The sequence below is a fragment of the Pseudomonas sp. MS01C9 genome (assembly GCF_058202755.1).
In genome coordinates, this window is sequence record NZ_CM177073.1 from 3,513,614 (window position 1) to 3,538,851 (window position 25,238).

Here is a 25,238-nt window from a genome sequence, read left to right on the forward strand (position 1 = left end):
GCCAGGGAATAAATCCCCTGGCCACAAGGTGCCCACTCTTGTTCTGGGTCCGAGCAGGGGGAAGGGGAGCTACTTGAGCCCCAGTCGCCGGGCCATCCGCCCCAGGTTCGCGCGGTCCAGGCCCAGTTCCCGGGCGGCGCTGGCCCAGTTGTGCCGGTGGCGCTCCAGGCTGGCGGTGATCAACCGGCGCTGGAAATCGTCCACCGCTTCGCGCATATCTCCGGTGGCCGGTTCCGTGGCGGGCGTCGGGCTGGCCGGGGCCGAGGCTGAAAGCGGTTCGCCGGTCTGGGGCAAATCCAGGTCCTGGGCGCCGAGGCTGAGGATTTTCGGCCGCACCGGGCAGCGGCCCAGGGCTTTGAGGGCGCTGCGACCGATCAGGTGTTCCAGTTCGCGCACGTTACCTGGCCAGTCATAGGCCAACAGCGCGGCTTGGGCGTCGCTGCTCAGGCGCAGGCTGCCAAGGCCCATGCGCGAACGGTTCTGCTCCAGGAAAAAGCCGCTGAGCAACAGCACATCGCGACCGCGATCGCGCAGGGCCGGTACCTGCAGGGGGTAGACGCTCAGGCGATGATAGAAGTCGGCCCGATAGCGACCGTTGCGCACCTCCTCGGCGAGGTCACGGTTGGTGGCGGCGATCAGGCGCACATCGACCCGGTGTTCCTTGTCCGAGCCCAGGCGCTGCAACTGGCCGCTCTGCAGCACTCGCAGCAGCTTGGCCTGGACGGTGAGGGACAGCTCGCCCACTTCATCGAGGAACAGCGTGCCACCGTCGGCCAGTTCGAACTTGCCACGCCGATCACCGGTGGCCCCGGTGAAGGCGCCGCGCACGTGACCGAAGAGTTCGCTTTCCACCAGGGTGTCCGGCAGGGCGGCGCAGTTGAGGCTGATCATCGGCTGCTCGGCGCGCTTCGAGGCGGCATGGATGGCCTGGGCGACCAGTTCCTTGCCGACGCCGGTTTCGCCGGTGATCAGTACCGTCAGGTCGCTGCTGCCCACCAGGTTGATTTCTTCCACCAGGCGTTTATGGGCCTTGCTCTGGCCGACCATGTCCCGGTGCTGATGGCCGCTGGCCTGGCGATAGACCTCGGCGCGGCGGTGTTCGTCTTCGGCTTTCAAGGCCAGGCGCTCGATGCGTTCGGCCGCGCTGACCGTGGCGGCGGCGAGGCTGGCGAAGGCCTGCAAGGCGCTCAGGTCGATCGGCTCGAAGCGGCCCGGATCCAGTGAGTCGAGGGTCAGCAGTCCCCACGGTCGTTCATCGACGAACAGCGGACAGCCCATGCAATCGTGGACTTCCAGATGATCGTCGAGGCCTTCGACCAGCCCGTCGTACGGATCGGGCAGGTCACTGTCGGTGGCGAACCGGGTCGGGTGCGGATTGGCCAGCAGCGCTTCGAAGCGCGGGTGCTCGCTGACCCGGAAGCGTCGGCCCAAGGTGTCGGTGCTCAAGCCGTCCACCGCCAGGGGCACCAGGCAGTCTCCGTCCAGGCGCAACAGTGCGGCTGCGTCGCAGGGCAACAAGGCGCGCAGGGCTCCCAGCAGGCGGCGATAGCGCTCGCCTTCAGGCAGTTCCCGGGACAGGTCCGCCACCAGTGGCAACAAGGCTGTCAGCAGAGAGGTTGCGGTCATAAAGACTCCATGTAGTCCGAAAGACTATATCGAGTCTTGTGTCTTTATGACTACTCTGATTTTAAGTTATTGAAAAATAACGAAATTAATCATGGCATGAAATCTGATAGGACAAGGCAGTTGTTATCAAGTCCTTGCATGGAGTCACCCAATGCTCAGCCAAGAAGAACGCGCCATCATCCGTTCCACTGTTCCATTGCTGGAAAGCGGTGGTGAAGCGCTCATTACCCATTTCTACCGCATGATGCTGTCCGAATATCCCCAGGTGCGTCCCCTGTTCAACCAGGCTCACCAGGCCAGCGGCGACCAGCCCCGCGCCCTGGCCAATGGCGTATTGATGTATGCGCGGCACATCGACCAGCTCGACCAGTTGGGTGACCTGGTGGCGAAAATCGTCAACAAGCATGTGGCCTTGCAGATCCTGCCAGAGCATTACCCGATCGTTGGCGCCTGTCTGTTGCGGGCCATTGCCGAGGTGCTGGGCGAGGAAATCGCCACTCCCGAGGTGATTGCCGCGTGGGGCGCGGCCTATAACCAGCTGGCCGATATCCTGATCGGTGCCGAAGCCGGCATGTACGACCAGAAAGCCGCGGCACCGGGCGGCTGGCGGGGCGAGCGTGAATTCATACTGGCGGCCAGGGTGCAGGAGAGTGATGAGATCACCTCGTTCTACTTCGAGCCCGTGGACAAGGGGCCGATCCTGGTGGCCGAGCCGGGCCAGTACATCGGTATGAAGCTGGTGCTGGACGGTGAAGAGGTACGGCGCAACTATTCGCTGTCTGCCCTGGCCGACAACGGCCAGTATCGGATCAGTGTCAAGCGCGAGGCCGGTGGGCGGGTGTCGAACTACCTGCACGACGACTTCCCTGTCGGCAGCCGCATCCAGCTGTTCCCGCCGTCCGGGGATTTCTACCTGACCGCCAGCGACAAGCCCCTGGTGCTGATCAGCGGCGGCGTCGGCATCACGCCGACCCTGGCGATGCTGCAGGCGGCGCTGCAAACCGAACGGCCGGTGCATTTCATCCACTGCGCGCGCAACGGTCGTGTCCATGCTTTCCGCGACTGGATCGACGACCTTGCCCGTCGGCACCCGCAACTCAAGCGGTTCTATTGCTATGACGAAGACGACGGTTCGAGCCCGGCGGCTGACACCGTGGGTTTGTTGAGCCAGGAACAACTGGCCAGGTGGTTGCCGGAACAGCGGGATCTGGACGCCTACTTCCTCGGACCCAAGGGCTTCATGGCGGCGGTCAAGCGCCACCTCAAGAACCTGGGTGTGCCGGCCGGGCAGAGCCGTTACGAGTTCTTCGGACCGGCTGCGGCCCTGGAATAAGTCATCGGCCGGCCCGGGAAACCGGGTTGCGCGCTTTGTGAACAGGCTCGTTCCCACAGGAAGATTCGTGTTGGACGCGACTTCGTGAACAACTCGAACCAACGTGTGGGGACGAGCCTGCTTGCGATCACGACGATCAGCTCGACGCCCACCGGCAGGCCTGCTTCCAGGCAATTAATCGGCGCTTAACCTTCTTCCTGTCTATTCCCTTGAAAGTCGACGACAACCGCTCGTTCACTGTCATGGCCAGCGTGTAGACTTCGGCCATCCGACAGCGCGCCGAGTTCGCAAGGCTGTGCGTCGATCCATGTATGACAAAGGGAAACCCAATGAGTGAGGAAATGATGCGGTTGGGCCGCGAGCGGCGCTATCTGGTGCTGTTGGGCCTGATCTGCCTGGCGCTGATCGGCGGCGCGCTGTACATGCAGGTGGCCCTCGGCGAAGCACCGTGCCCGCTGTGTATCCTGCAGCGCTACGCGCTGTTGCTGATCGCGATCTTCGCCTTCATCGGCGCGGCCATGCGCACACGTCGCAGCCTGACAATCCTTGAAGGCATCGTGGTGCTTTGCGCCCTGGCCGGTGCGGGAGTGGCGGGGCATCACGTCTATACCCAGTTCTTTCCGGCGGTGAGCTGCGGAGTCGATGTGCTGCAGCCGATCGTCGACGACCTGCCGCTGGCGAAGATCTTCCCGCTGGGGTTCCAGGTCGACGGTTTCTGCTCCACGCCCTATCCGCCGATCCTGGGCTTGTCCCTGGCGCAATGGGCCCTGGTGGCCTTCGTGCTGATCGTGGTGCTGGTGCCGCTGCTGGTGTTGCGCAATCGCAAATCGCTTCGCTGAATGGCTGACGTAAACGCCCCGGTTTTTCATCCGAAGAGCCGGGGCGTTTTTCGTTTCAGTCGTCCACGGCGATGGCCTTGATCCCGGACAAGAATGCTCTGCGACAATCTGCGACACGTTGTCACACATCCTGCCTCTGACACGTCTTCCACGACGCCAATAGTCGCCTTGTCCTGTAACAAAAAAAGGCCTCGAGTGCCCTGCTTTCGCCATCGCTTCCCTGTGTAGGGCAGGCATTTTTAACAATATCGCGCCATGGGGCAAAGGCCCCGAAAACTGGGCGCTTGCGTGGCCTGAAAAGTCTGTGAACCCCTTGCGGCCTGTCTAAATCGGGCTTAGTAGACCTACGTTTTTTGGGGTTCTTGTTGAGAACTGTTTTCGATAACATGGGCGTCTGTTGCAGAATCCGCCATAGATTGTTGCCGGTTCGGATAAAAATTATTTCGGGATGAGACATGGTCTACAGCGCTTCAGCTCACTACAATCGCCCGCACCGAATATCCGGCCCGGCTCAGGCTTGAGCGCGAGAGGTGGTCGAAGGGCGCCAGCGCCCCATGCGATCCCAAGGTGTCGGTGCCTTCCAACTACCCGCACCAAATGGAATTGGGCTGTAACAAGGCCTTTTACCGACGAATTCGAATAAGAACTCACTGCTGGCCCAGGATGTGTCGAACAGCGTCTGACGCTCGACGGGCAGCCCTTATTCAAATCCAAGAAAATGCCAACCCTTGGCAGGGTGAAGTGTTGGCGATCAAAACCCAACTGCATTGCGCAAGCTGCTTTAGAGGTCGTGAGATGAGTAAAAACAGGTACCCCCGATTACTAGGCTTGTTGCCGCTGCTCGGCACGTTGTTGCTGGGAGGCTGCAACATGACCCTGCTCGATCCCAAGGGCCAGGTCGGCCTGGATGAACGAAACCTGATCATCACCGCCACGCTGCTGATGTTGCTGGTCGTCGTGCCGGTCATCGTCATGACGTTCCTGTTCGCCTGGAAGTACCGCGCCTCCAACACCAAGGCCGTGTACACGCCGAAGTGGTCGCACTCCACCAAGATCGAAGTGGCCGTATGGACCATTCCGGTCCTGATCATCATTGCCCTGGGCTACATCACCTACAAGTCGACCCATGCCCTGGACCCTTATCGTCCGCTGGATTCCGACGTCAAGCCGGTCACCATCGAAGTGGTTTCGATGGACTGGAAGTGGCTGTTCATCTATCCGGAACAGGGCATCGCCACAGTCAACAAGATCGTCTTCCCGGCCCACACGCCGATCAACTTCAAGGTCACTTCCGACACCGTGATGAACTCGTTCTTCATCCCGGGCCTGGGCGGCCAGATCTATGCGATGGCCGGCATGCAGACCAAGCTGCACCTGATCGCCAACCAGAACACTGAACTCGAAGGTATCTCGGCCAACTACAGCGGCGCGGGTTTCACCGGCATGAAGTTCAAAGCAATCGCCACGACCCAGGAAGAATTCGACGCCTGGGTCAACGATGTGAAGAAGGCACCTAAACAGCTTGAAAAAGCTGAATACGAAGCCCTTTCCAAACCGAGCCAGAACAACCCAGTCGAACTCTACTCGTCGGTCACGCCGAACCTGTTCCAGACCATCATCGATAAATATGAAGGGATGAACCCGGGCAAGCCAATGCACCACGAGAAGAAAGAGAAGGAAGTGGCGCACAACATGGAAGGGATGGACATGAGTTCGCATTCAGCTGCCGGGGCAGAGGAGTAAACGATGTTAGGTAAATTAAGTTGGGAAGCGATCCCATTCCACGAGCCGATTGTCATGGTGACCCTCGCCATCATCGCGCTCGGTGGTCTGGCGCTGTTCGCCGGGATCACTTACTTCAAGAAGTGGACCTACCTGTGGACCGAGTGGCTGACCTCGGTCGACCACAAGAAAATCGGCGTGATGTACATCATCGTCGCCATGGTCATGCTGCTGCGCGGCTTTGCCGACGCCATCATGATGCGTACCCAGCTGGCCATGGCCACCGAGGGTTCGCCTGGCTACCTGCCGCCTGAACACTATGACCAGATCTTCACCGCCCACGGTGTGATCATGATCATCTTCATGGCGATGCCGTTCTTCACCGGCCTGATGAACCTGGCCGTGCCGCTGCAGATCGGCGCGCGCGACGTTGCCTTCCCGTTCCTGAACTCCCTGAGCTTCTGGCTGCTGGTGTCCGGCGTTGTGCTGATCAACGTTTCCCTGGGCGTCGGCGAATTCGCCAAGACCGGTTGGGTTGCCTATCCGCCGTTGTCGGGGCTGCAGTACAGTCCGGGCGTGGGGGTGGACTACTACATCTGGGCGCTACAGCTATCCGGATTGGGGACAACGCTCACGGGGGTCAACTTCCTGGCCACCGTGCTGAAGATGCGTACTCCAGGCATGAAGCTGATGGACATGCCGATCTTCACCTGGACCTGCACCTGGGCCAACGTCCTGATCGTCGCTTCCTTCCCGATCCTGACCGCTACCCTGGCACTGCTGACGCTTGACCGTTACATGGATTTCCACATTTTCACCAATGAACTGGGTGGAAATCCGATGATGTACGTGAACCTGTTCTGGGCCTGGGGTCACCCTGAGGTGTACATCCTGATCCTGCCGGCGTTCGGTATCTTCTCCGAAGTCATCTCGACCTTCTCCGGCAAGAAACTGTTCGGCCACCACTCGATGATCTACGCTTCGGGCGCGATCTCGGTACTGGGCTTCATGGTCTGGCTGCACCACTTCTTCACCATGGGGTCGGGTGCCAGCGTCAACGCCTTCTTCGGCCTGGCGACCATGCTGATCTCCATCCCGACCGGGGTGAAGCTGTTCAACTGGCTGTTCACCATCTATCAGGGCCGCCTGCGTTTCACCAGCCATGTAATGTGGACCCTGGGCTTCATGGTGACCTTCGCCATCGGCGGCATGACCGGCGTACTGCTGGCCATCCCGGGTGCTGACTTCGTCCTGCACAACAGCCTGTTCGTGATCGCGCACTTCCACAACGTGATCATCGGCGGCGCGGTGTTCGGCTACATCGCCGGCTTCGCCTTCTACTTCCCGAAAGCGTTCGGCTTCAAGCTGCACGAAGGCTGGGGCAAGGGCGCGTTCTGGTTCTGGATCACCGGCTTCTTCGTCGCGTTCATGCCGCTCTATGCACTGGGCTTCATGGGCATGACCCGTCGCCTGAACACCACCACCAACCCTGAGTGGGTGCCGTACCTGTACGTCGCCATGTTCGGTGCGGTGTTGATCGCCGTCGGTATCGCCTGCCAGCTGATCCAGCTGTACGTCAGCGTGCGTGACCGCAACAAGCCGGAAAACATGTGCGAACACGGCGACCCGTGGAATGCCCATACCCTGGAGTGGTCGACTTCTTCGCCACCCCCGTTCTACAACTTTGCCGTGCTGCCGAAAGCCGACACCATCGACCCGTTCACCGAAGCCAAGGAAAACGGTACCGCGTACCAGGTTCCGGCCAAGTACTCGCCGATCCACATGCCGAACAACACCGCCACCGGCGTGGTCATGGGCGGCCTGTTGACCGTGTTCGGTTTCGCGATGATCTGGCACATCTGGTGGCTGGCCATCGCCAGCCTGGTCGGCACCGTGGTGTATTTCGCCATCCATGCCGCCCGTGACGATCAGGGCTACATGGTGCCGGTGGATGTCATCGAGCGCATCGAAGCCGAGCAGCACAAACGTCTGGTAGCGGCCGGGAAAGTCCCAGCCACCGCCACCCGTGTTGAAACCTCGTTGGAACAGGCTTAAACCATGTCGAACTTAGTGACCAATGTTGGACACGCCCATGGTCATGACCATGGGCATGATGACCATCACCATGACTCGGGCGAGATGACCGTATTCGGTTTCTGGCTCTACCTGATGACCGACTGCATTCTGTTCGCGTCGATCTTCGCGGCCTACGCGGTGCTGGTGAACAACGTCGCCGGTGGCCCGTCGGGCCACGACATCTTCGAGCTGCCCTACGTACTGGGCGAGACCGCTCTGCTGCTGTTCAGCTCGATTACCTACGGCTTCGCCATGCTGGCGTTGTACAAGGGCAAGAAAAACCAGGTACTGGGCTGGCTGGGCATGACCTTCCTGTTCGGTGCGGGCTTTATCGGCATGGAGATCAACGAGTTCCACGTGTTGATCTCCGAAGGCTTCGGTCCTAGCCGCAGCGGCTTCCTCTCCGGGTTCTTCACCCTGGTCGGTACCCACGGCCTGCACGTGACCAGCGGTCTGATCTGGATGGCGATCATGATGTACCAGGTCCAGAAGAATGGCCTGACCGCCACCAACAAGACCCGCCTGAGCTGCCTGAGCCTGTTCTGGCACTTCCTGGACGTGGTGTGGATCTGCGTATTCACCGTTGTTTATCTGATGGGGACCCTGTAAATGGCTAACGCACATTCCCATGATGGCCACGACGCCGGCCACGGCAGCGTCAAGTCCTATGCCATCGGTTTCATCCTGTCGGTGATCCTGACCGTCATCCCGTTCGGCCTGGTGATGTACCCGTCGCTGCCCAAGAGCCTGACCCTGTGGATCATCCTGATCTTCGCCGTGGTCCAGGTCCTGGTGCACCTGGTGTACTTCCTCCATCTGGATCGTTCCGCCGCCCAGCGTAACAACGTGATTGCGTTCATCTTCGCCGCGCTGGTGATCGTCCTGCTGGTTGGCCTGTCGTTGTGGATCATGTTCAGCATCCACACCAACATGATGGCGCACTGAGGAAATTCCGGATGTCCCTGAAGCACTTTATCCAAATCACCAAGCCGGGGATCATTTTCGGTAACGTGCTTTCTGTGGCAGGCGGTTTTTTCCTGGCCTCCAAGGGGCATGTCGATCTGGCCATCTTCCTGGCGGCGATGATCGGCACCTCCCTGGTGGTGGCGTCCGGTTGCGTGTTCAACAACTGCATCGACCGTGACATCGACATCAAGATGGAGCGCACCAAGAACCGTGCCCTGGTCCAGGGGCTGATCCCGGTGCAACTGGCCCTGGCGTTCGCCACGGTGCTGGGCGTGGCCGGGGTGGCGTTGCTGTATTGGGTGGCCAACCCGTTGGCGGCGCTGTTCGCGGTGATCGGTTTCGTCATCTACGTCGGCCTCTACAGCCTGTACCTCAAGCGCAAGTCGGTGCACGGCACGCTGGTGGGCAGTCTGTCGGGGGCGATGCCGCCGGTGATCGGCTATGTGGCGGTCAGCAACAGCTTCGACATGGCTGCGCTGACGCTGCTGGTGATGTTCAGCCTGTGGCAGATGCCGCATTCCTATGCCATCGCGATCTTCCGCTTCAATGACTACCTGGCAGCGTCGATTCCGGTGCTGCCGGTCAAGCGCGGCATCCGCGTGGCCAAGAAGCACATCCTGCTCTACATCCTGGCGTTCCTGGTGGCGACCCTGATGCTGACCTTCAGCGGCTACGCCGGCATGAGCTACCTCGCCGTCGCCGCTGCCATGGGCATGTACTGGCTGTACATGGCCTGGACCGGCTACAAGGCGGTGGATGACACGGTCTGGGCACGCAAGCTGTTCGTGTTCTCGATCTTCACCATCACCGCCCTGAGCGTCATGATGTCCCTGGACTTCAAAGTGCCGAGCGAGCTGCTGCTCACTTACGCACCTTAAGCTTCAGGCGCTATACGAAAAGCCCCGCCTTCGAGAGAAGCGCGGGGCTTTTTTCATGGGCGTTGCGGGCGGTCGATGTTCCTGTGGGCGCGAGCCGCTCGCGATAGCGGTGGCTCAGCTTTCATGAGTGTTGAAGGTGACGGCCTCATCGCGAGCAAGCTCGCTCCCACAGTGAGATTTATTGCTGGGTGATGCTGTAGCCGTCGAATGCCTTTTGCTGTTGCAGGGCAGTGACGATGCTCTTGCGGGTGGCCGGTTGTTCGGTGCCGTCGCTGTCCAGGAAGGTTTCGTTTTCCAGCTCGGCGTCGTCGCCCTCGCCGACGAAGCTGAAGCCCAGGAACTCGTAGGCTTCGCGGTCGACGTTCGGCTTGGAGCGTGGGGTGCGCAAGGGCAGGGTGACGCTGATGCCGTCCTTGCTGATGACGAACACTTCCGCTTCCTTCTTGGCCCGCGAGGCCTTGCCTTTGCCGCCACCCGGATTGCTGATGGCCTGGTGAGTCTGGTTCAGCACCTTCAGGGCCAGGCCGTAGACCAGTTCCTGGAAGGCCGGATCGTCCTTGTAGCTGGAAAGGATGCGGCTGATGGGGAAGCGACTGCTCAAGTCTTCCAGGGCGGCGAAATCGGCGGCTTCGGCGTCCTTGAGCTGCTTGAGCTGACCCATCAGTTCATAGGCCTTGTCATCGTCGAATGCATCGTGAGCCTGGCGGATGGCGCTGCGCAGTTCGCGGATCTGGTCGCTTTCGCGATTCGACTGGAAGGCGTCCAGCACCATCTCGCTGATGCTTTTGGCCTGGGGCAGATGCTGTGAAAGATTGATGGAGTTTTCGTATTCCGCTTTGGACGACAGGGTGACTACGGATTCAGCGGTGTTGGAATCGGACATTGAAATTTCACTACTTCTGTTAGCGGGATGAGGCGAGAAAGGCATACGGCTTTTTTCGGCCGCCTAATCTATTGGAGGCGGGCGATGTTGTCACGGTTGAACCGGCGGCAGGTCGTTTTTTGTTACCCCGGAGGGAATTCAACGCTCCATGAGCGCTTGCAGTCGCAATGCATCGGGCACCGCGGCGCCGGCGGCGGTGTTGTCGAAAATGCACCAGGTCGGTGTGTCGGGCTCGTGCTTCAATTGCCGGGCAAGCTGCTCCAGCCAGGTCTGTTCATAACCGGAGTAATAGATTCGCGGCGAGCCATGCAGCCGGTAGTAGCGGACGCCAGGCCAGCCACCGGGCCGATCGCAATCGGGCAAAGGCGATGGGTCGGCGGCGACGCGGCCGATGCATTGCTCATACAGCAGCGTGCTGACATGCGCCGCGAGCCAGCTCGGGTGCCGGGGTTCGAGCACCGCCAAGCCCTGGTAACGGTCGCGCAGGGCAGTGAAGAACGCGCGGGCCACCGAAGCTTCGAATGCCAGGGACGGTGGTAGCTGGATCAACAGGCAGCCCAGCTTTTCTCCCAACTGCGAACACTGCCCGAGAAACTCATCCAGCAGCCCTTCGCAATCGTGCAGTCGCCGTTCATGGGTGATCTGTTTGGGCACCTTGACCGAGAACCGGAAGTGCGCCGCGACACTGTCCGCCCATTTGGCATAGGTGGCGGGGCGGTGCGGCCGGTAGAACGAACTGTTGATCTCCACGGTCGGGAAGCGGGCGCTGTAGCGCTGCAAATGCGTACCGTCCTCGGGGAATTCTGGCCATTGCTCCCGGGGCAGCGACCAGCCGGCGCAGCCCAGGTAAAGGCATGAGCGAGAGGGAAAAGCAGTCGGCAAGGGCGGAGCCTCGGGTTGCAAGGGTCAATCTATGACCGTTGCACTTGCCTCAAAGCTGCAAACTTTTGCAATGTAGCCTTCTGAGGCTACATCGCCCAAAGTAGCCTCAGAAGGCTACAAATGTTCATTGCGGTTTCAGGATGTACGTCACGAGCAGTCCCACTGCGATGCTCAAGCTGAAGCTCAGCAGGGTTCCCAGCAATACGTACTCACTCAGGGAACGAACCTTGGCGTTCTGGATTTCATTGAAGCGCAGAATGCTTTTCGCCGTCAGGAGGAAACCGACCGCCTCCCATTGTTCGAGCAATACAAACGTCAGAATCAGCAGCCGTTCCAGATAACCGATCAATGTCCCGGCGTTTGCCAGGGAGCCACTTTTGTCGATCTCCTTGATCCACGGGCTGAGTATCGTGCTTATCAAGGCGGAAGCGGGACGCAGCATGGCGACATAGGCAAGCCCGACAGCAAGCACTGGCAGGGTGAGCAGCTTGGCCAGGGAAACCTGGAGCTTGGCAATGTTGTTCTCGCAAACCAGCCAGACCGCAACCAGGCTGATTATCAGGACGGCTTCCCTGGACAGCAAAGCCAGGGTCGGTGATTTGGGTGAATTCGGAGTCAGGATAAGGGTCAGGAATCTGGCAATTGCCATGAGCAGCCCGGCCTTCCAGGCGAAGGCGTCATCATCGCGCAACAGGATCATCACCAAGGTAAACGCGACGAAATAGAGGCCTGCAATCAACAGGTTGATGATGACCTTTTGGCTAAAGCGGTGGGGCGGTTGGAAGCTGCTGTAGCGCGGTATCCAGAAACCCAGTAGTACGTGTGCCAACAACAGGATGACCAGCAAGGCCGATGCATCAACCATCGGACAGCTCTCCGATCAGCCGGCTGATATACGCCAGGTATTTATCCAGCAAACGTGCCTGGGCACGTTGCAACGCTTTGTTGACGGTGATGCGGGATTTACCCAGGGCGTCGGCAATGCTCTGTTGGTCGGTGGCTTCGATCAGGTGAATGGCATAGGTTTGAGCTTCGACAGCTGTCCACTGCTCAAGGATGGCGGCGACGAACTCTGTCAGCAGTTCTGTACGTTCCTGGAATGCCTGATGGTTGCTGAATATCGCCAGGGTGTTTTTCTTCATATTGTCGAGTCCTTGGCCGGACAAGACGAAGGCTTCGCGGTAGGTCTGCGATTGCTGCGCGGAACCGATGCCTACGGCGATCCGCGCATCCCAGCGCTCTCCTTCGGGGCTGGCTGCAACCAGGGCTGCCCGCAGAGCAATGGCGCAGTGAAGAGCCTGTTCGGGCCGATCCAGCGAAAGCTGGAAACCGTCGCCGCGAAAGGTTTCCGCTTTTGCCTTGTAGCGTTTTTCCAATTGCTTGAGCACGGCTTTCAAGCCAGAGATGTAGGCGAGCGTATCCCCTGCGCTTTGCGAGTGGATCAGGTCGCCGGTCAAGACCGCCTCTAGCTTCATTGCACTTAATCCTGTCATGGGATGCCGTAACGTAGCCTTTAAAGGCTACTTCTTCAATAGTAGCCTTTAAAGGCTACTTTTCGTCTCGTCAGCAGATCTTGCCCATTTCTCCAACGCAAACTCCACGAAACTGCGCAGCTTGGGCAAGCGGTAGCGGTCCTGGGCGTAAATCAGGTTCATCGGCCGATGGGGCAGTTGGTAGTCCTGCAGCAGAGCCACCAGATGCCCGTCCTTCAAGTCCTGTTCCACCAGCGCATCGGGCAGCATCACCACGCCCATGCCGGCCAGGGCGGCGCGGTGCAGGCCCGAGGAGCTGTTGATCAGCATCGGTCCGTTGACCGGCACCTTGATTTCCCCCTCCGGACCGTTGATGGGCCAGTGGTCCTGGGCGAAGCGCCACTCGTCCCCGGCGGAGTAGGCGAAGGACAGGCAGTCGTGCTGTTGCAGGTCGGCCGGTTGTCGCGGGGTGCCACGGCGTGCCAGGTAGGCCCTGGAGGCGCAGATGGTCAGGGTGTAGTCCATCAACGGTCGGGCGATCAGCTTGGGATCCGGCAGGCCCAGGCGAATGGCGACGTCGAAGCCATGGTCGAGCAGGTCCAGGCGCTGGTTGGTCAGTACCACGTCCAGCTTGACCTGGGGGCAGCGCTGGCTGAACTGCGCCAGCGCCGGGGCGAGGCGTTCGGTGCCGAAGGTCAGCGGCGCCGTGATGCGCAGGGTGCCAGTGGGCTCGCCTTGGGTCTGCTCGGCCAGGCGCTCGGAATCGGCCACCAGCCCCAGCACTTCCAGGCAACGCTGATAGTAGGTCGAGCCGAATTCGGTCAGTCGCTGGCGACGGGTCGTACGATTGATCAGCCGCACACCGAGACGTTGCTCCAGTGCGCGAAGGTGATTGCCCACCATGGTAGTGGACATCTCGCACGCCTGGGCCGCGGCGGTCAGGCTGCCGGCCTCCACCACCTTGACGTAGACGTTCATGGCCTGGAACAGGTCCATTATCAATTCCTGCTTTTAAATGAATGAAGTAAAGCGGCGTTTATCCATCAAGGGTGGCTAACCATACTGGAAAAAACCACCCTGATGGAGCCCGATGTCATGACTGCCGACTGCCTGATGAGCACCTACCAACCCCTGGCGCTGAATTTTTCCCACGGGTTGGGTACGCGCCTGTGGGACCAGGACGGTCGCGAGTACCTCGACGCCGTGGCCGGCGTGGCGGTGACCAATGTCGGGCACTCCCATCCCCGGCTGGTGGCTGCCATCAGCGAGCAGGCCGGCCTGCTGCTGCACACCTCCAACCTGTACAGCATCGACTGGCAGCAGCGGCTGGCGCTCAGGCTCACGCAGCTCTCCGGCCTGGAGCGGGTGTTTTTCAACAACTCGGGGGCCGAGGCCAACGAAACCGCGTTGAAACTGGCGCGCCTGTATGGCTGGCACAAAGGCATCGAGCAGCCGCTGGTGGTGGTCATGGAGAACGCTTTCCATGGGCGCACGCTAGGCACGCTGTCCGCCAGCGATGGGCCGGCGGTACGGTTGGGTTTCAACCGCTTGCCGGGGGATTTCATCAAGGTGCCGTTCGGTGATCTACAGGCCCTGGAAACACTCCAGCAAGCCCACGGCGAACGCATCGTCGCGATACTGGTGGAGCCGATCCAGGGCGAAAGCGGTGTGCAGCTCGCGCCGCCGGGCTACCTCAAGGCGTTGCGGCAGTTGTGCAGCCGCCGGGCCTGGTTGTTGATGCTCGATGAGATCCAGACGGGCATCGGCCGTACCGGCCAGTGGTTCGCGTTCCAGCACGAGGGCATCGTGCCGGACGTCATGACCCTCGCAAAGGGCCTGGGCAATGGAGTGCCCATCGGAGCCTGCCTGGCCCGGGGCAAGGCGGCCGAACTGTTCACCCCCGGCAGCCATGGCAGTACCTTTGGTGGCAACCCCCTGGCCTGTCGGGTTGGTTGCACGGTGCTGGATATCATCGAAGAGCAAGGCCTGGTGGACAATGCCGGCGTCCAGGGCGATCGGTTGCTGACCCGGTTGCGGGCGGAACTGGCGGACAACCCGAACGTGCTGGCGATTCGCGGTCGGGGCCTGATGATCGGCATCGAACTCAAGCAGCCGGTCCGCGACCTGGCCCTCTGCGCCGCCCGGGACCACGGCCTGCTGATCAACGTCACCCGGGGCAAGGTCATCCGCCTGCTGCCGCCGTTGACGGTCGACGAGCGGGAAGTGGAAATGATCGTCAGGGGCGTGAGCCGGGTGCTCGCGCAGGCCTGAGGTCAGTCCAGGCCCACCAGGCGAGGGCCGTCGCACTGATCAGCGCGCCCAACAGGCAGACCGCGCCCCAGCCCCATTGGGCATAGACCTGGGTCGCGGCGCTGGCGCCCACTGCGCTGCCGAGGGAGTAGAAGCACATGTACGCGCCCACCAGGCGACTCTGTGCATCGGGGCGGGCGGCGAAGATGAGGCTCTGGTTGGTCACGTGCACGGCCTGAACGGCGAAATCCAGCATGATCACCCCGGCAATCAATGCCAGCCATGACACCTGGAGGAAGGCCGTGGGCAGCCACGACAGCGTCAGCAAGGCCAGGGCAATGCCCGTGGTGCGTCGGCTCAGTCCCCGGTCGGCCCAGCGTCCGGCGTTCGAGGCGGCCAGGGCACCGGCCACGCCGGCCAGGCCGAACAGGCCGATCTGGGTATGGGACAACGACAGCGGCGCAGCGCTGAGAGGCAACACCATCGCGGTCCATAACACACTGAATGCGGCGAAGATCAACAAGGCCAGCAGGCCCCGGGTCCGCAGGGTGCGCTCCGTGACGAGCAGTGCGAACAACGAGCCGATCAACCTCACATAGGACATGTCGGGCCTGGGTGTGCTGATCGCCGGGACCGCCCTGGCGAGCACGACGCACAGGGTCAGCATCAGTCCCGCCGAAACGAAATACGCCGTGCGCCATCCCGCCAGGTCGGCAATGCCCCCCGACACCAGACGGGCCAGCAGAATGCCCACCACCACGCCGCTGGTGACCGACCCCACGGCCCGGCCGCGCTGTTGCGGCGAGGCAAGGGCGGCGACATAGGCGACGATGACCTGGACCAGCACCGCCAGCATCCCCACCATGACCATCGCACCCAACAGCACCGGCCATTGCCTGGCGCAGCCGGCGACAGCGAGCGCCACGGCCGATAGCAGCGTCTGGCAGACCATCAAGTGCTTGCGGTTGACCCGGTCCCCCAAGGCAACGATGAACACCAGGCCCACGGCGTAGCCGGCCTGGGTAGCGGTCACCACGGTGCCGGCCAAGCCAGGGGCGATCCGCAGGTCCTGGGTGATGGAGTCGAGCAACGGCTGGACGAAGTAGACATTCGCCACGGCCAGGGCGCAGGCCAGGGAGAACAGCAGCGTCAGCCCCCGGGTGAGCCCGGGAGCGGTTGTCCGGTCCGACTGGGGGAAGGTGGAATCATGTGACGTCATGGTGCTTCCTTGGCAGATTCAGGTTTTGATTTGAAACCACTTGTTTGATTTCTAACTGTTCAGGTTTTAATCTGCAACCAGTTTTTCCGGCGGGAGTGATTCAGATGACGCAGCAGACAGGGTCAGGCAGCCATGAGTGTCCGGTGGCCCGGGCGGTGGAGGTCATTGGGGATCGCTGGTCGCTGCTGATCGTTCGCGACGCATTCGACGACGTGCGCAGGTTCAGTGAATTCCAGAAGAACCTCGGGCTGGCGAAGAACATCCTCGCTTCGCGCCTCAAGGCGCTGGTGGAGGTGGGGGTGCTGGAGACGAGGCCTGCCTCCGATGGCAGCGCCTACAAGGAATATGTACTGACGCAAAAGGGGCGCGAGGTATTCCCCATCGTGGTTTCCCTGCGCCAGTGGGGTGAGCGACATTTGTTCAAGGCCGGGGAAACGTACTCGGTGCTGCTGGACAATGAGCGGGACGAGCCGGTGGCGTTGCTCGAGGTTCGTTCGCTCGATGGCAGGAAACTCGAGGCGGGCGATTGCCATCGCCGTCGCGTGGCCAAGGCTTGAAGGGGGGCCCTTTCGATTTGTAAGTTCTTGGTAAACCTTCGCCACTGCACGGAATTTTCAACCTTTGCCGCGTTCCAACGCCAGCCAGAGTCGATTGCCCATGCCCTGGCACATCAGACTGAAAAACCAGGAGCTTGTCCCCATGTTCACCTCGCGTCGCTTGATCGTTGTCGCTACCGCCGTGGCCCTGTTGTCCGGCTGCGCGTCGCCTAATCCTTATGACAACCAGGGCCAGGCTTCCACTGAGTCCTCAGGGATGAGCAAGACGGCCAAGTACGGCGGCCTCGGCGCCCTGGCCGGTGCCTTGGCCGGTGCAGCCATCGGTCACGATAACCGTGGCAAAGGGGCGCTGATCGGCGCCGCAGTCGTGGGTGCTTCCGCCGCCGGCTACGGGTACTACGCCGACCAGCAGGAAAAGAAACTGCGGGCCAGCATGGCCAATACCGGCGTGGAAGTGCAGCGCCAGGGTGACCAGATCAAGTTGATCATGCCGGGCAACATCACCTTCGCCACCGATTCGGCCAACATCGCGCCCAGCTTCTACCAGCCGCTGAATAACCTGGCCAACTCCCTCAAGGAGTTCAACCAGAACCAGATCGAGATCGTGGGCTATACCGACAGCACCGGTAGCCGCCAGCACAACATGGACCTGTCCCAGCGTCGTGCGCAAAGCGTCGCCACCTACCTCACTTCCCAAGGGGTGAGCAGTGCCAACCTGAGTGCCCGTGGCGCCGGCCCGGACAACCCGGTCGCCAGCAACGCCGACGTCAACGGCCGTGCCCAGAACCGTCGCGTCGAGGTGAACCTCAAGGCGATCCCTGGCCAGCAGTACCAGGCTCCGCAACAGCAGGGGCAGACTTACCAGCAATACCCTTGATTGCCGGCAGTGGATGAAAACGGGGGGCCATGCAAACATGGCCCCCCGTTTTTTTCATGGTCTCGTTTCCATCCGGTCCCGAGCTGTGCTCATCACCCAACCTGTGGGCGCGGTCTTGCCCGCGAAAGCGGATTTGTCGACGGCACCGATGCCGACGCGGACCGGGAGGCGACGCTTTCCAGCCTCAGTCCGGAGGCGATTGTGGTGTCAGCATCCGCGTCGGCGGTGCGCCGTTGGCGTTGTGCTGGTAGATCCGGGCCGGTTGCCCCTGTTCGTTGAAGAACACCTGGCCAATCCCCGCCGAGTTCCACAAGCGCTCCCCGGCCTCGGCATGTTCCGGGGTGTGGGGAATGATGCGCATGCGTCGGCGCTGGGTGAACCAGTTCAGGGGCGAGCGAGGCGAGTAGAGCCAGCGGTTCAGGCGGTCGAACCATTCCAGCAGCCTCGGCGGAAATTCATTCTTGATGCCGCTGCTGGTGACCTGCCAGATCCGCGGGCCGCCCTTGCGGTGCGGAATCAGCACTTCATAGACGAAGGAATAATGCACATCCCCCGACAGCACCACGTAGTTACCGGGTGTACGTGAGTGTCGGAAAATATTCAGGATCACCTGGGCCGCCCCGCGATGGGCCATCCAGTTCTCGGCGTCCACCAGCAGCGGATAGCCGCACCAGCTGAACACCCGCTGCACGGTTTCGATCAGCTTCACCCCGAAGATCGGTGCCGGCGAGACGATGATGGCCGAGGGATGGTCCAGCAACTCCTGCTGCAGTTCGCTCAGGGCCTCCCAATCCAGCAAGCCCGAGGGGTGCCTGAGGTTGCGCTCGCTGCGCCAGCGGCGGGTGCGGGTGTCGAGGACCACCAGGGCCGGGCTGCTGGGCAGCACGTAATGCCACTGCTGGAAACCCAGCAGCCTGTCGATCAGTTTGTCCTGGGGCTCGCTGTCGAGGTAGCGGTCCCGGGCGGTCTCGCCCAGGGCCACGGTGTGCCGGATCACCTCCTCAAACGCGTCCGGGTTGTTGCCCCAGCCCTGGCAGAGAAGGTAGGCGATCAGCGCGTTGCCGATGATGCGCTTGGAGAACGGATGGCCGTAGGCCGTTTCCTCCCATTGTGCGGACAGGTTCCAGTCGTCGGTGATGTCGTGATCGTCGAAGATCATCAGGCACGACAGGTGTGCGAACACCCGTGCCACACCGCCCAGTCCGGCCTTGAAGCCATCGATGCGTTGCTGTTCCAGGTCGTAGCGCTGGCGCCGTTCGGCGGTCAGCTCCGGTGGCTGCGGGTCGACCAGGGTCCATGGCACCGGTGACCAGACCAGCAGATACATCGCCATGACTTCGGCGAACGTCACCAGGTGATTATCGGCGCTGCTGCTGGTGAAGATCGGCTTGCGCGCGCCGCCGAAGAACCGCTCGCGCAGGGTTTCGTTGCTCTCCAGCGCCGGCAGCAGATCGGCGCGATGGTAATAGCTGGCCGGGTGTCGATAGAGCTTGGCGCTGTCTTCCACCACCGCGCCGTCCAGGCATTCCTCGAACAGTCCCAGGCGCTCGATCAGCGCATGAATGGCCCGCAACATCGGCCCGGCGACGTCATCGGCGTAGACCTGGTCGCCGCTCATCATCAACAGCGCCGGCCGCTGTTCCGGGGCCTGCTCCAACAGTCGGTCGACACACAGCAAGCCGTCGTTGGCGTAATGATGCGGTTTGCGGCACGAGCCATGGACCAGCTGCCCGATGCGCGAATGCAGCACGAAACTCGGGCATTGCGCCTGGCCGTACAGCAGATGCGGCGCCCATTCGGCGATGGGCGATCCATCCACCAGCAGGTCGTATTCGATCGCCACGTCCTGGGGCAGGGGGGCTTGGAGGCGCACATCGATCAGGTGCACGAACGCTTGCTGTCCCACCGGCACCACCGTGCAGCGCGATGCATCCAGCGCAAGGTCGCCCAGGCCATCCACACGCAGCGTCAATGCCAACGGACGTGTTCCCACCAGCCACATCACCAGCCGCGTGGGTTCCAACCGCCGCAGCAGCGGGCCGACCAGGACAGGAGGCAGGGCAGGGGACGTGTCGGGACTGGACGGCAGCATTCGCGGGTAGAGCTCAGGTTCGGGTGGAGGCGGGGATCATAACGCAATGGGCCTCAAAACTGGGGAGAGGCCAGCCTGGCGCAAATGTCGCGGACTCCACCGTGCCCACGCGCCGCGTGGGACCACTGCCAGGTACGCTCCGCGTTCCGCTTGCGGCAGGTGCCGCCAAGCCTCATGGGAGGCCTGCCCACGCCGAGCGCGGAACCTCTCTTCAGATGGCTCGCCCAAGGACGCTGTCGTGGCCCGGTCGCGTCACTGAGTGGTGTTGGACGCCTCGGCCGCCTTGATCAAGTCCGCTCCGATCTCTTTTTCGAACTTCGTCCACACCGGCTTCATCCTGTCACGCCAGGCGCTGCGCTCCTGTGGGGTGAGGGTGATGATCTCGGTGGTCTTGGCATCCAGGACCCGCTGCCTGTCCTGCTGGTTGAACCGTTCCGCTTCCTTGTTCGCATGAGCGGTGGACTCCACCACGATCCTGTCCAGTTCGCTGCGGATATCCGGCGGCAGGTCGTTCCAGAAGTCCGAAGTGGTGATCAACATGTAGTCGAGGATGCCATGGTTGGACTCGGTGACGTACTTCTGCACTTCATTGAGCTTCTGGTTGTAGAAGTTCGAATAGGTGTTTTCCGTGCCGTTGATCAGACCGGTACGCAACCCCTGGTACACCACCGAAAAAATCATCGGCTGGGCCTTGGCGCCTACCGCCTTGAACTGTTCGTCCAGTACGGCGGAGGTCTGTATCCGGAACGTCAGTCCCCGTGCATCCTCGGGCACCCGCAGGGGCCTGTTGGCCGACAACTGCTTCATGCCGTTGTGCCAATAGGCCAGGCCGGTAACGTTCTTCTTTTCCATGGACTTGAGCAGCTTCTGGCCTTCAGGGCTCTGCTGGAAACGGTCCACGGCGGCGATGTCGTCAAACAGGAATGGCAAGTCGAACAGCTGCACCGACTTGGTGTACTGCTCGAACTTGGCCAGGGACCGGGCGATGATCTGCACCTCCCCCAGGAGCAACGCCTCCATTTCCTTGTCATCGCCGTACAGCGTGGAATTGGGGTACACCTCGACTTTCACCCTGCCCGGCAAGCGTTCTTCCACCAGTTTCTTGAACATCAGCGCGCCCTGGCCCTTGGGCGTCTGCTCGGCCACCACATGGGAAAACTTGATCACAATGGGGTCAGCCGCCATGGCCGTGCCCAACAGACCGACAGCCAGGCCAAAGACGAGTGTTTTCCAAAAAACATTGAGCATTGCCAGGTTCCCTCTGCTTTCATGGACGGCCCGGGCTCATTCCGCAGCCGGGACAACGGCAAGTCTAGGAGAAAAAACGCATGTCCTTGTGATCCGGATGTCGACTGAAGCAGAATCCAGCCAGCACCGGCCCAGGAAGCCTGGAACGCTTTCCAACCCCACAAGGATCGAACCCATGATCGACTTCAATAACAAAGGCTTCTTCAAGCTCAAGCAGAACGACGAATACGCCGAACGCGTCACGGCCCTGCTGCTGGAAGGCGAACAGGTCATCGACGCCTACAAGTCCATGCGCGACGGCGTGGTGTTCACCAACAAACGCATCATCGCGGTGAACGTGCAAGGCATTACCGGCAGCAAGAAAGACTTCACTTCCCTGCCTTACAAGAACATCGTCGCCTACTCGATCGAAACGTCCGGCACCTTCGACCTGGACTCGGAGCTTGAGATCTACTTTTCATCCCTGGGCAAGGTGAAATTCGAATTCACCGGCAAGACCGGCATCGTTGAGATATCCAGGTTGATCTCCAAGCATCTCCTGGGCTGAAAAAACTGTTCTCCCGGATCCGTCCCGGTGGGAGCGGGCTCGCCCGCGAAGACGCCAGCCCAGCCGCCCTGCCTGGGCGTCTCAGTCTCCGGGAAACTCCGATAGATAACAGGCCGGCGAGCTCATCTCTGCCCGTTTCTCCAACTCATCCTCCAGCCATTCGGCCAGCACCACGGCGTTGTTCTCCACTGTGGACCTGGCGGCATGGACCAGCGTGAGATTGCCGCTGCGGGCGATGTCCACCAGCGCCCACCAATGCTGCGGCCGGGCATTCAGTTCCTGGCGATACGCGGCCTTGAACTGGGCAAAGGAAAGGTCCCCAGCCTTGAACGCCCTGCGCAATTGATGGGTGGGCGCGACGTCCGCAAGCCACTCATCGAGGTGCAGTTCATCCTTGCGGCAGTTGCGTGGCCACAGGCGGTCCACCAGCACGCGTTTGCCGTCCTCGGGAGCCGGGGCATCATAGGCGCGTTTGCATTGGATCATGACGGGCGGCCTGTCAAAGGGACACGCGCCAGCATAGGTCCTCCAAGGCAATGCCGCACCCCTGAAGGACTGTTTTCCGATCCCTGGACGTCCCGAATTCCGCCGCCTAGAGTGAATTATTCGCGCCGGGATGACGGGGAGGGATACCGATGAATCAATTGAATGACTACACGAGCCTGACCGAGCCATTGAACGTGAAGATCATGGAGTTGGCGCCCAAGGAAAAGCGCGATGGCAAGAAAACCACCTTGTTCTTCACTTCCGATACCGAGTTCGATTCCAAGCCCCTGACCCTGACGACAGGCAGCTATCCGTTCACGCCCATCGGCAGCCTGGGTATCACGAAAGTGGACAGCCTGGGCCAGGAGTGGCGGCACGTACTGAACCAGATCACCAACCGGCATGGCCTCACGTCGGACTACAACAACCCCCACAGGGCCGATCAGCTGGTCCTGCTGGACACCCTGGACGCCGTGAAGATCAAGGAAGCGGTCGCACGGGACAAGCAATTCACCAAGGGCAGTTATTACCACCCCGATGTCGAGCAGGTATTCGGAACGACCAATCCCGTCTCGACCTTTGCCGCCCAGCAGGTCATCGAGCGCCGGGCCGCGCTGTTCCAGCCTGTGCCCGACCCGACCGCGCTGAACTATTGGAACCTGCTGGGCATGGATCCTGCCGCACAGGCGAAGGTGTACAACTGGTTGCAAGCCTACGGAGGCATTTCCCATAAGTTCTCGGTGCATGACCGCAAGTCAGGCGACCGGATCCAGAACCACTTCCAGAACCTGGAAAACTCCAAAGCCATCCATTTCGCCAGTGAAACCCGTGGCGAATATGCCGCCGCCAAGCTTCTGATCACCGTGCTCGGCAATGAGTACCAGATGAAGATCGGCAAGGCTTCATCGGGGCGCAATAACGGCATCGACCAGATCTGGGTCAAGCGCAATCTGCTCAGCGGCGTGGTTGAGGAGTACATCATCGTCGAGTGCAAAGGCAGCGTGGATGCATCCCTGAACGAAGCCCAGTACGGCTGGCAGATGTCGCCCTGCTGGGTTTTCTACTGCCTGATCGGCCTGCTGGGCACAAACGGGAATCTGGCCAGCACGTCCACCACGGATGTGTTCGCCAAGACCACCATGGTCAGGAAAATTCTCGACGCCTTGATCAATCCGGGCCCACCCGTGGTCAAGGGCCTGGTCATCCAGCCCATGACCAAGTCGGTCACCGTGCCCAATTCGATCGAAATGGTGGACCTGGGGGAATACGACCTGGTCGAGCAGTATACGAACGCAGTGGCAGGCCATACGCGGTTCCATAATGCCCCGGTGTTCAGTGGCGCCTTGTTCTAGTGTGGTGCTTCTCAAACATCGCACTAGGCTTCTCGTACAGAGCCTGGGACTTTAGCCTCATGAAAAAACAAGAACACAATGACCTTCTCGACACCCTGAAGACCCGCTTCGAACGCAATCCCCAGCGCCACCCTGGCCTTCAATGGTCCGACGTCCTGGCCCGCCTCGAAGGCAACCGCGCCGCGTTGAAAACCCTCCACGCCATGGAAGCCACCGGAGGCGAGCCCGACGTCATTGGCCACGACCCGCACACCGGGCGCGTGACCTTCTGCGACTGCGCCAGGGAGACCCCCACCGGCCGTCGAAGCCTCTGCTACGATCGCGCGGCCCTGGATGCGCGCAAGGAAAACAAGCCCCAGGGCAATGCCCTGGACATGGCGACCGAGATGGGCGTGGCGCTATTGACCGAGGAGCAGTACCGCGAACTCCAGGCGCTGGAGGCGTTTGACTTGAAAACCTCCAGTTGGCTGGCGACGCCCCCCGAAGTACGTGCGCTGGGTGGGGCGATATTCGGGGACTGCCGTTATGGACGGGTGTTCATCTACCACAACGGGGTTCAGTCGTATTACGCGGCGAGAGGGTTCCGGGGGATGTTGAGCCTATAGCTCATTGGCCTCTGCATCAGGCTGTGGTGGAACCGCCGCTGGCAAAAATCTCATCTGCCCGTTTCTCCCACTGGAGAAAAACCTCCTCGATGCGATTGCATTCCGGCTCGTCCAAATACAGGTGGAATATGCCGTGGGCGAGAAACTCGCTCAGCCCAATGAGCTTCTCGGTTTCGGTGTAGGTGGCGTTTCTTTCGCAAGGTGGATACTTGATCGTTGTATCGGCATTGGCATCGGGGGGCGCAAGCGTGCTTTTGATGTTCCAGCCCGTCGCTAGATCGGCAAACAATACCTTGATCGAGGCACAGAACTCAGACGTCAGCAAGGCCAGGACAGCGTCTCTGTGATCGAAGGGCGATATCTTTTCCAATTGCTGCGTGAACGCTTCAAGCTGTCGGAGCTGTACCCGGATGTCGGATGCCTTGAACCCGAGCGAAATCCATTTTTTTCCGGCATTGATCTTGAGCTCCGGCTTCCCCTTGCGGGGGCCGATATCCTTGCACGTCAGGCTTTTGTCATAGGCGTTTTCACGTACGTAGCTAAAACACATGAACGCCCGAAGCACCATCTGGTAGATGGCTCGGGTGGCCTCTACTTTCTCCTCGATCAGCCGCTGGGCTTCGCGTCTGTGGTCGTCGGCTCTCTCCTGTCGGCTTCGCGCTTCGGAGTTTCTACTTTCGTGCCGGGAGACGAGTATCGCCACAATGATCGCGTAGATACTGCCGATACCTTGGAGCCATGCGGGAAGATTACTCTTGTCCCAGATCAGCGTTGCCGAGACGATGATCAGCAATGAAACCGCAAGGGTGCCGTAGAGGAAAACCTGAGAGTCGGGATTTGTTTTCCGATTGGCTTTGCTCAAGGCCTTTGCGATTCCAAGGACGGCAAGCAAGGACAGCGAGATGATCAGGAACGTGCTCAACTGCCCGATGGTGCTGGAGTCCAGGGCGCTCACGATGGGACCGCCGGAGCGGTTGGGGGTGTGGAGTCGTGTAGCGATCCGTGCATGGTTCAGGCGTCCTTTCGAATGATGGCTCGATGCTATATTGCTGGGCTGCGTTTCGACAACAAATCTTCGACGCCTCCCGCCATGTCCTGTCCGATGTTCACCACGGATGTCGTTTGCATAAAAAAGGTCTTGCCCGGCAAGGCCTTTTTTCATGCAAACGACCTTGAGGAAACAATGTCGTCCCTGCGCTACGCCTTCAAGTCTTCACCTGACCTGCCGCTATCGGTATAACGATTTTTACCGATCCATCGATTGCCTTTGCGATGCCTCTGCTTTTTCGGCACAGGCCTGGCAAAGGCACGATAAGAGAACGCAGCGT

The 25,238-nt window shown here is 60.9% G+C and carries 24 protein-coding genes; 13 read left to right on the plus strand and 11 right to left on the minus strand.

Annotation, left to right across the window (positions count from 1 at the left end; genetic code table 11):
- Nucleotides 1-69: 69 nt before the first annotated feature.
- Complete coding sequence (norR, locus tag AC1M7R_RS15940; RefSeq protein ID WP_076405527.1) at nt 70-1,626, minus strand: nitric oxide reductase transcriptional regulator NorR; 1,557 nt, start codon at nt 1,624-1,626, stop codon at nt 70-72.
- 151 nt (nt 1,627-1,777) lie between these two features.
- On the opposite strand from norR, the gene hmpA reads away from it, so the two are divergent.
- The 7 genes from hmpA (at nt 1,778) to cyoE (ending at nt 9,440) form a co-directional block, all read left to right on the plus strand.
- Nucleotides 1,778-2,959: an NO-inducible flavohemoprotein gene (hmpA, locus tag AC1M7R_RS15945; protein ID WP_072388258.1), complete on the plus strand. Its 1,182-nt coding sequence runs from the start codon at nt 1,778-1,780 to the stop codon at nt 2,957-2,959.
- A gap of 329 nt (nt 2,960-3,288) precedes the next feature.
- Entirely contained in the window at nt 3,289-3,798 is a 510-nt protein-coding gene (locus AC1M7R_RS15950; RefSeq protein ID WP_072388256.1) for a disulfide bond formation protein B, read from the plus strand.
- Nucleotides 3,799-4,593: 795 nt separating this feature from the next.
- Nucleotides 4,594-5,541 (plus strand): ubiquinol oxidase subunit II, encoded by a 948-nt coding sequence (cyoA, locus tag AC1M7R_RS15955; RefSeq protein WP_072388254.1) that lies wholly within the window; start codon nt 4,594-4,596, stop codon nt 5,539-5,541.
- Nucleotides 5,542-5,544: 3 nt separating this feature from the next.
- Nucleotides 5,545-7,575: a cytochrome o ubiquinol oxidase subunit I gene (gene cyoB / locus AC1M7R_RS15960; protein WP_072388252.1), complete on the plus strand. Its 2,031-nt coding sequence runs from the start codon at nt 5,545-5,547 to the stop codon at nt 7,573-7,575.
- A gap of 3 nt (nt 7,576-7,578) precedes the next feature.
- Nucleotides 7,579-8,205, plus strand: a complete 627-nt coding sequence (locus AC1M7R_RS15965; protein WP_072388250.1) for a cytochrome o ubiquinol oxidase subunit III — start codon at nt 7,579-7,581, stop codon at nt 8,203-8,205.
- A complete protein-coding gene (gene cyoD / locus AC1M7R_RS15970) occupies nt 8,206-8,541 on the plus strand; it encodes a cytochrome o ubiquinol oxidase subunit IV (RefSeq protein WP_072388248.1) in 336 nt (111 codons plus the stop codon).
- Nucleotides 8,542-8,552: 11 nt separating this feature from the next.
- Complete coding sequence (gene cyoE, locus AC1M7R_RS15975) at nt 8,553-9,440, plus strand: heme o synthase (RefSeq protein WP_003178131.1); 888 nt, start codon at nt 8,553-8,555, stop codon at nt 9,438-9,440.
- A gap of 178 nt (nt 9,441-9,618) precedes the next feature.
- Here cyoE and AC1M7R_RS15980 read toward each other — a convergent pair whose 3' ends face one another.
- The 5 genes from AC1M7R_RS15980 to AC1M7R_RS16000 all read right to left on the minus strand — a co-directional run bounded on the left by AC1M7R_RS15980 (nt 9,619) and on the right by AC1M7R_RS16000 (nt 13,673).
- Nucleotides 9,619-10,323 carry a hypothetical protein gene (locus tag AC1M7R_RS15980; protein ID WP_072388246.1) on the minus strand — a complete coding sequence of 235 codons (705 nt, stop codon included), beginning with the start codon at nt 10,321-10,323 and terminating at the stop codon, nt 9,619-9,621.
- Nucleotides 10,324-10,461: 138 nt separating this feature from the next.
- Nucleotides 10,462-11,205 (minus strand): DUF72 domain-containing protein, encoded by a 744-nt coding sequence (locus tag AC1M7R_RS15985; protein ID WP_072388745.1) that lies wholly within the window; start codon nt 11,203-11,205, stop codon nt 10,462-10,464.
- A 124-nt stretch (nt 11,206-11,329) separates the two neighbouring features.
- Nucleotides 11,330-12,052 carry a hypothetical protein gene (locus AC1M7R_RS15990; protein ID WP_143147026.1) on the minus strand — a complete coding sequence of 241 codons (723 nt, stop codon included), beginning with the start codon at nt 12,050-12,052 and terminating at the stop codon, nt 11,330-11,332.
- Nucleotides 12,053-12,062: 10 nt separating this feature from the next.
- Nucleotides 12,063-12,662 carry a hypothetical protein gene (locus AC1M7R_RS15995; protein ID WP_243750414.1) on the minus strand — a complete coding sequence of 200 codons (600 nt, stop codon included), beginning with the start codon at nt 12,660-12,662 and terminating at the stop codon, nt 12,063-12,065.
- Nucleotides 12,663-12,746: 84 nt separating this feature from the next.
- A complete protein-coding gene (locus AC1M7R_RS16000) occupies nt 12,747-13,673 on the minus strand; it encodes a LysR family transcriptional regulator (RefSeq protein ID WP_072388240.1) in 927 nt (308 codons plus the stop codon).
- Between the two features lie 99 nt (nt 13,674-13,772).
- Between AC1M7R_RS16000 and AC1M7R_RS16005 the strand changes: the two genes are divergently transcribed.
- Nucleotides 13,773-14,948, plus strand: coding sequence for an aspartate aminotransferase family protein (locus AC1M7R_RS16005; RefSeq protein ID WP_072388743.1), 1,176 nt, complete (start codon nt 13,773-13,775; stop codon nt 14,946-14,948).
- Here the strand turns inward: AC1M7R_RS16005 and AC1M7R_RS16010 are convergent.
- Nucleotides 14,914-16,146 (minus strand): MFS transporter, encoded by a 1,233-nt coding sequence (locus AC1M7R_RS16010; protein WP_092180179.1) that lies wholly within the window; start codon nt 16,144-16,146, stop codon nt 14,914-14,916. The two genes, AC1M7R_RS16005 and AC1M7R_RS16010, sit on opposite strands and share 35 nt — an antisense overlap.
- 104 nt (nt 16,147-16,250) lie before the next feature.
- On the opposite strand from AC1M7R_RS16010, the gene AC1M7R_RS16015 reads away from it, so the two are divergent.
- Nucleotides 16,251-16,703, plus strand: coding sequence for a winged helix-turn-helix transcriptional regulator (locus AC1M7R_RS16015; protein WP_072458671.1), 453 nt, complete (start codon nt 16,251-16,253; stop codon nt 16,701-16,703).
- Nucleotides 16,704-16,845: 142 nt separating this feature from the next.
- On the plus strand, nt 16,846-17,580 hold the full coding sequence (locus tag AC1M7R_RS16020; protein ID WP_072388234.1) for a YiaD family glycine zipper/OmpA-like lipoprotein: 735 nt from the start codon (nt 16,846-16,848) through the stop codon (nt 17,578-17,580).
- Between the two features lie 184 nt (nt 17,581-17,764).
- On the opposite strand, the gene AC1M7R_RS16025 is transcribed toward AC1M7R_RS16020, so the two are convergent.
- Nucleotides 17,765-19,672: an alkaline phosphatase D family protein gene (locus AC1M7R_RS16025; RefSeq protein WP_072388232.1), complete on the minus strand. Its 1,908-nt coding sequence runs from the start codon at nt 19,670-19,672 to the stop codon at nt 17,765-17,767.
- Between the two features lie 252 nt (nt 19,673-19,924).
- The gene (locus tag AC1M7R_RS16030) at nt 19,925-20,920 is read right to left on the minus strand and encodes a TRAP transporter substrate-binding protein (RefSeq protein ID WP_443201150.1); all 996 of its coding nucleotides are present in this window, start codon (nt 20,918-20,920) and stop codon (nt 19,925-19,927) included.
- Nucleotides 20,921-21,095: 175 nt separating this feature from the next.
- On the opposite strand from AC1M7R_RS16030, the gene AC1M7R_RS16035 reads away from it, so the two are divergent.
- The gene (locus tag AC1M7R_RS16035; protein WP_072388228.1) at nt 21,096-21,467 is read left to right on the plus strand and encodes a PH domain-containing protein; all 372 of its coding nucleotides are present in this window, start codon (nt 21,096-21,098) and stop codon (nt 21,465-21,467) included.
- An 81-nt stretch (nt 21,468-21,548) separates the two neighbouring features.
- Here the strand turns inward: AC1M7R_RS16035 and AC1M7R_RS16040 are convergent, their stop codons facing one another.
- Nucleotides 21,549-21,953: a DUF488 domain-containing protein gene (locus AC1M7R_RS16040; protein WP_072458669.1), complete on the minus strand. Its 405-nt coding sequence runs from the start codon at nt 21,951-21,953 to the stop codon at nt 21,549-21,551.
- 149 nt (nt 21,954-22,102) lie between these two features.
- Between AC1M7R_RS16040 and AC1M7R_RS16045 the strand changes: the two genes are divergently transcribed.
- Nucleotides 22,103-23,305, plus strand: a complete 1,203-nt coding sequence (locus AC1M7R_RS16045) for a hypothetical protein (RefSeq protein WP_072388224.1) — start codon at nt 22,103-22,105, stop codon at nt 23,303-23,305.
- Between the two features lie 59 nt (nt 23,306-23,364).
- Nucleotides 23,365-23,910, plus strand: coding sequence for a DUF4256 domain-containing protein (locus tag AC1M7R_RS16050; RefSeq protein WP_072388222.1), 546 nt, complete (start codon nt 23,365-23,367; stop codon nt 23,908-23,910).
- A gap of 16 nt (nt 23,911-23,926) precedes the next feature.
- Here AC1M7R_RS16050 and AC1M7R_RS16055 read toward each other — a convergent pair whose 3' ends face one another.
- The gene (locus AC1M7R_RS16055) at nt 23,927-25,072 is read right to left on the minus strand and encodes a hypothetical protein (protein ID WP_148049140.1); all 1,146 of its coding nucleotides are present in this window, start codon (nt 25,070-25,072) and stop codon (nt 23,927-23,929) included.
- Nucleotides 25,073-25,238 lie beyond the last annotated feature (166 nt).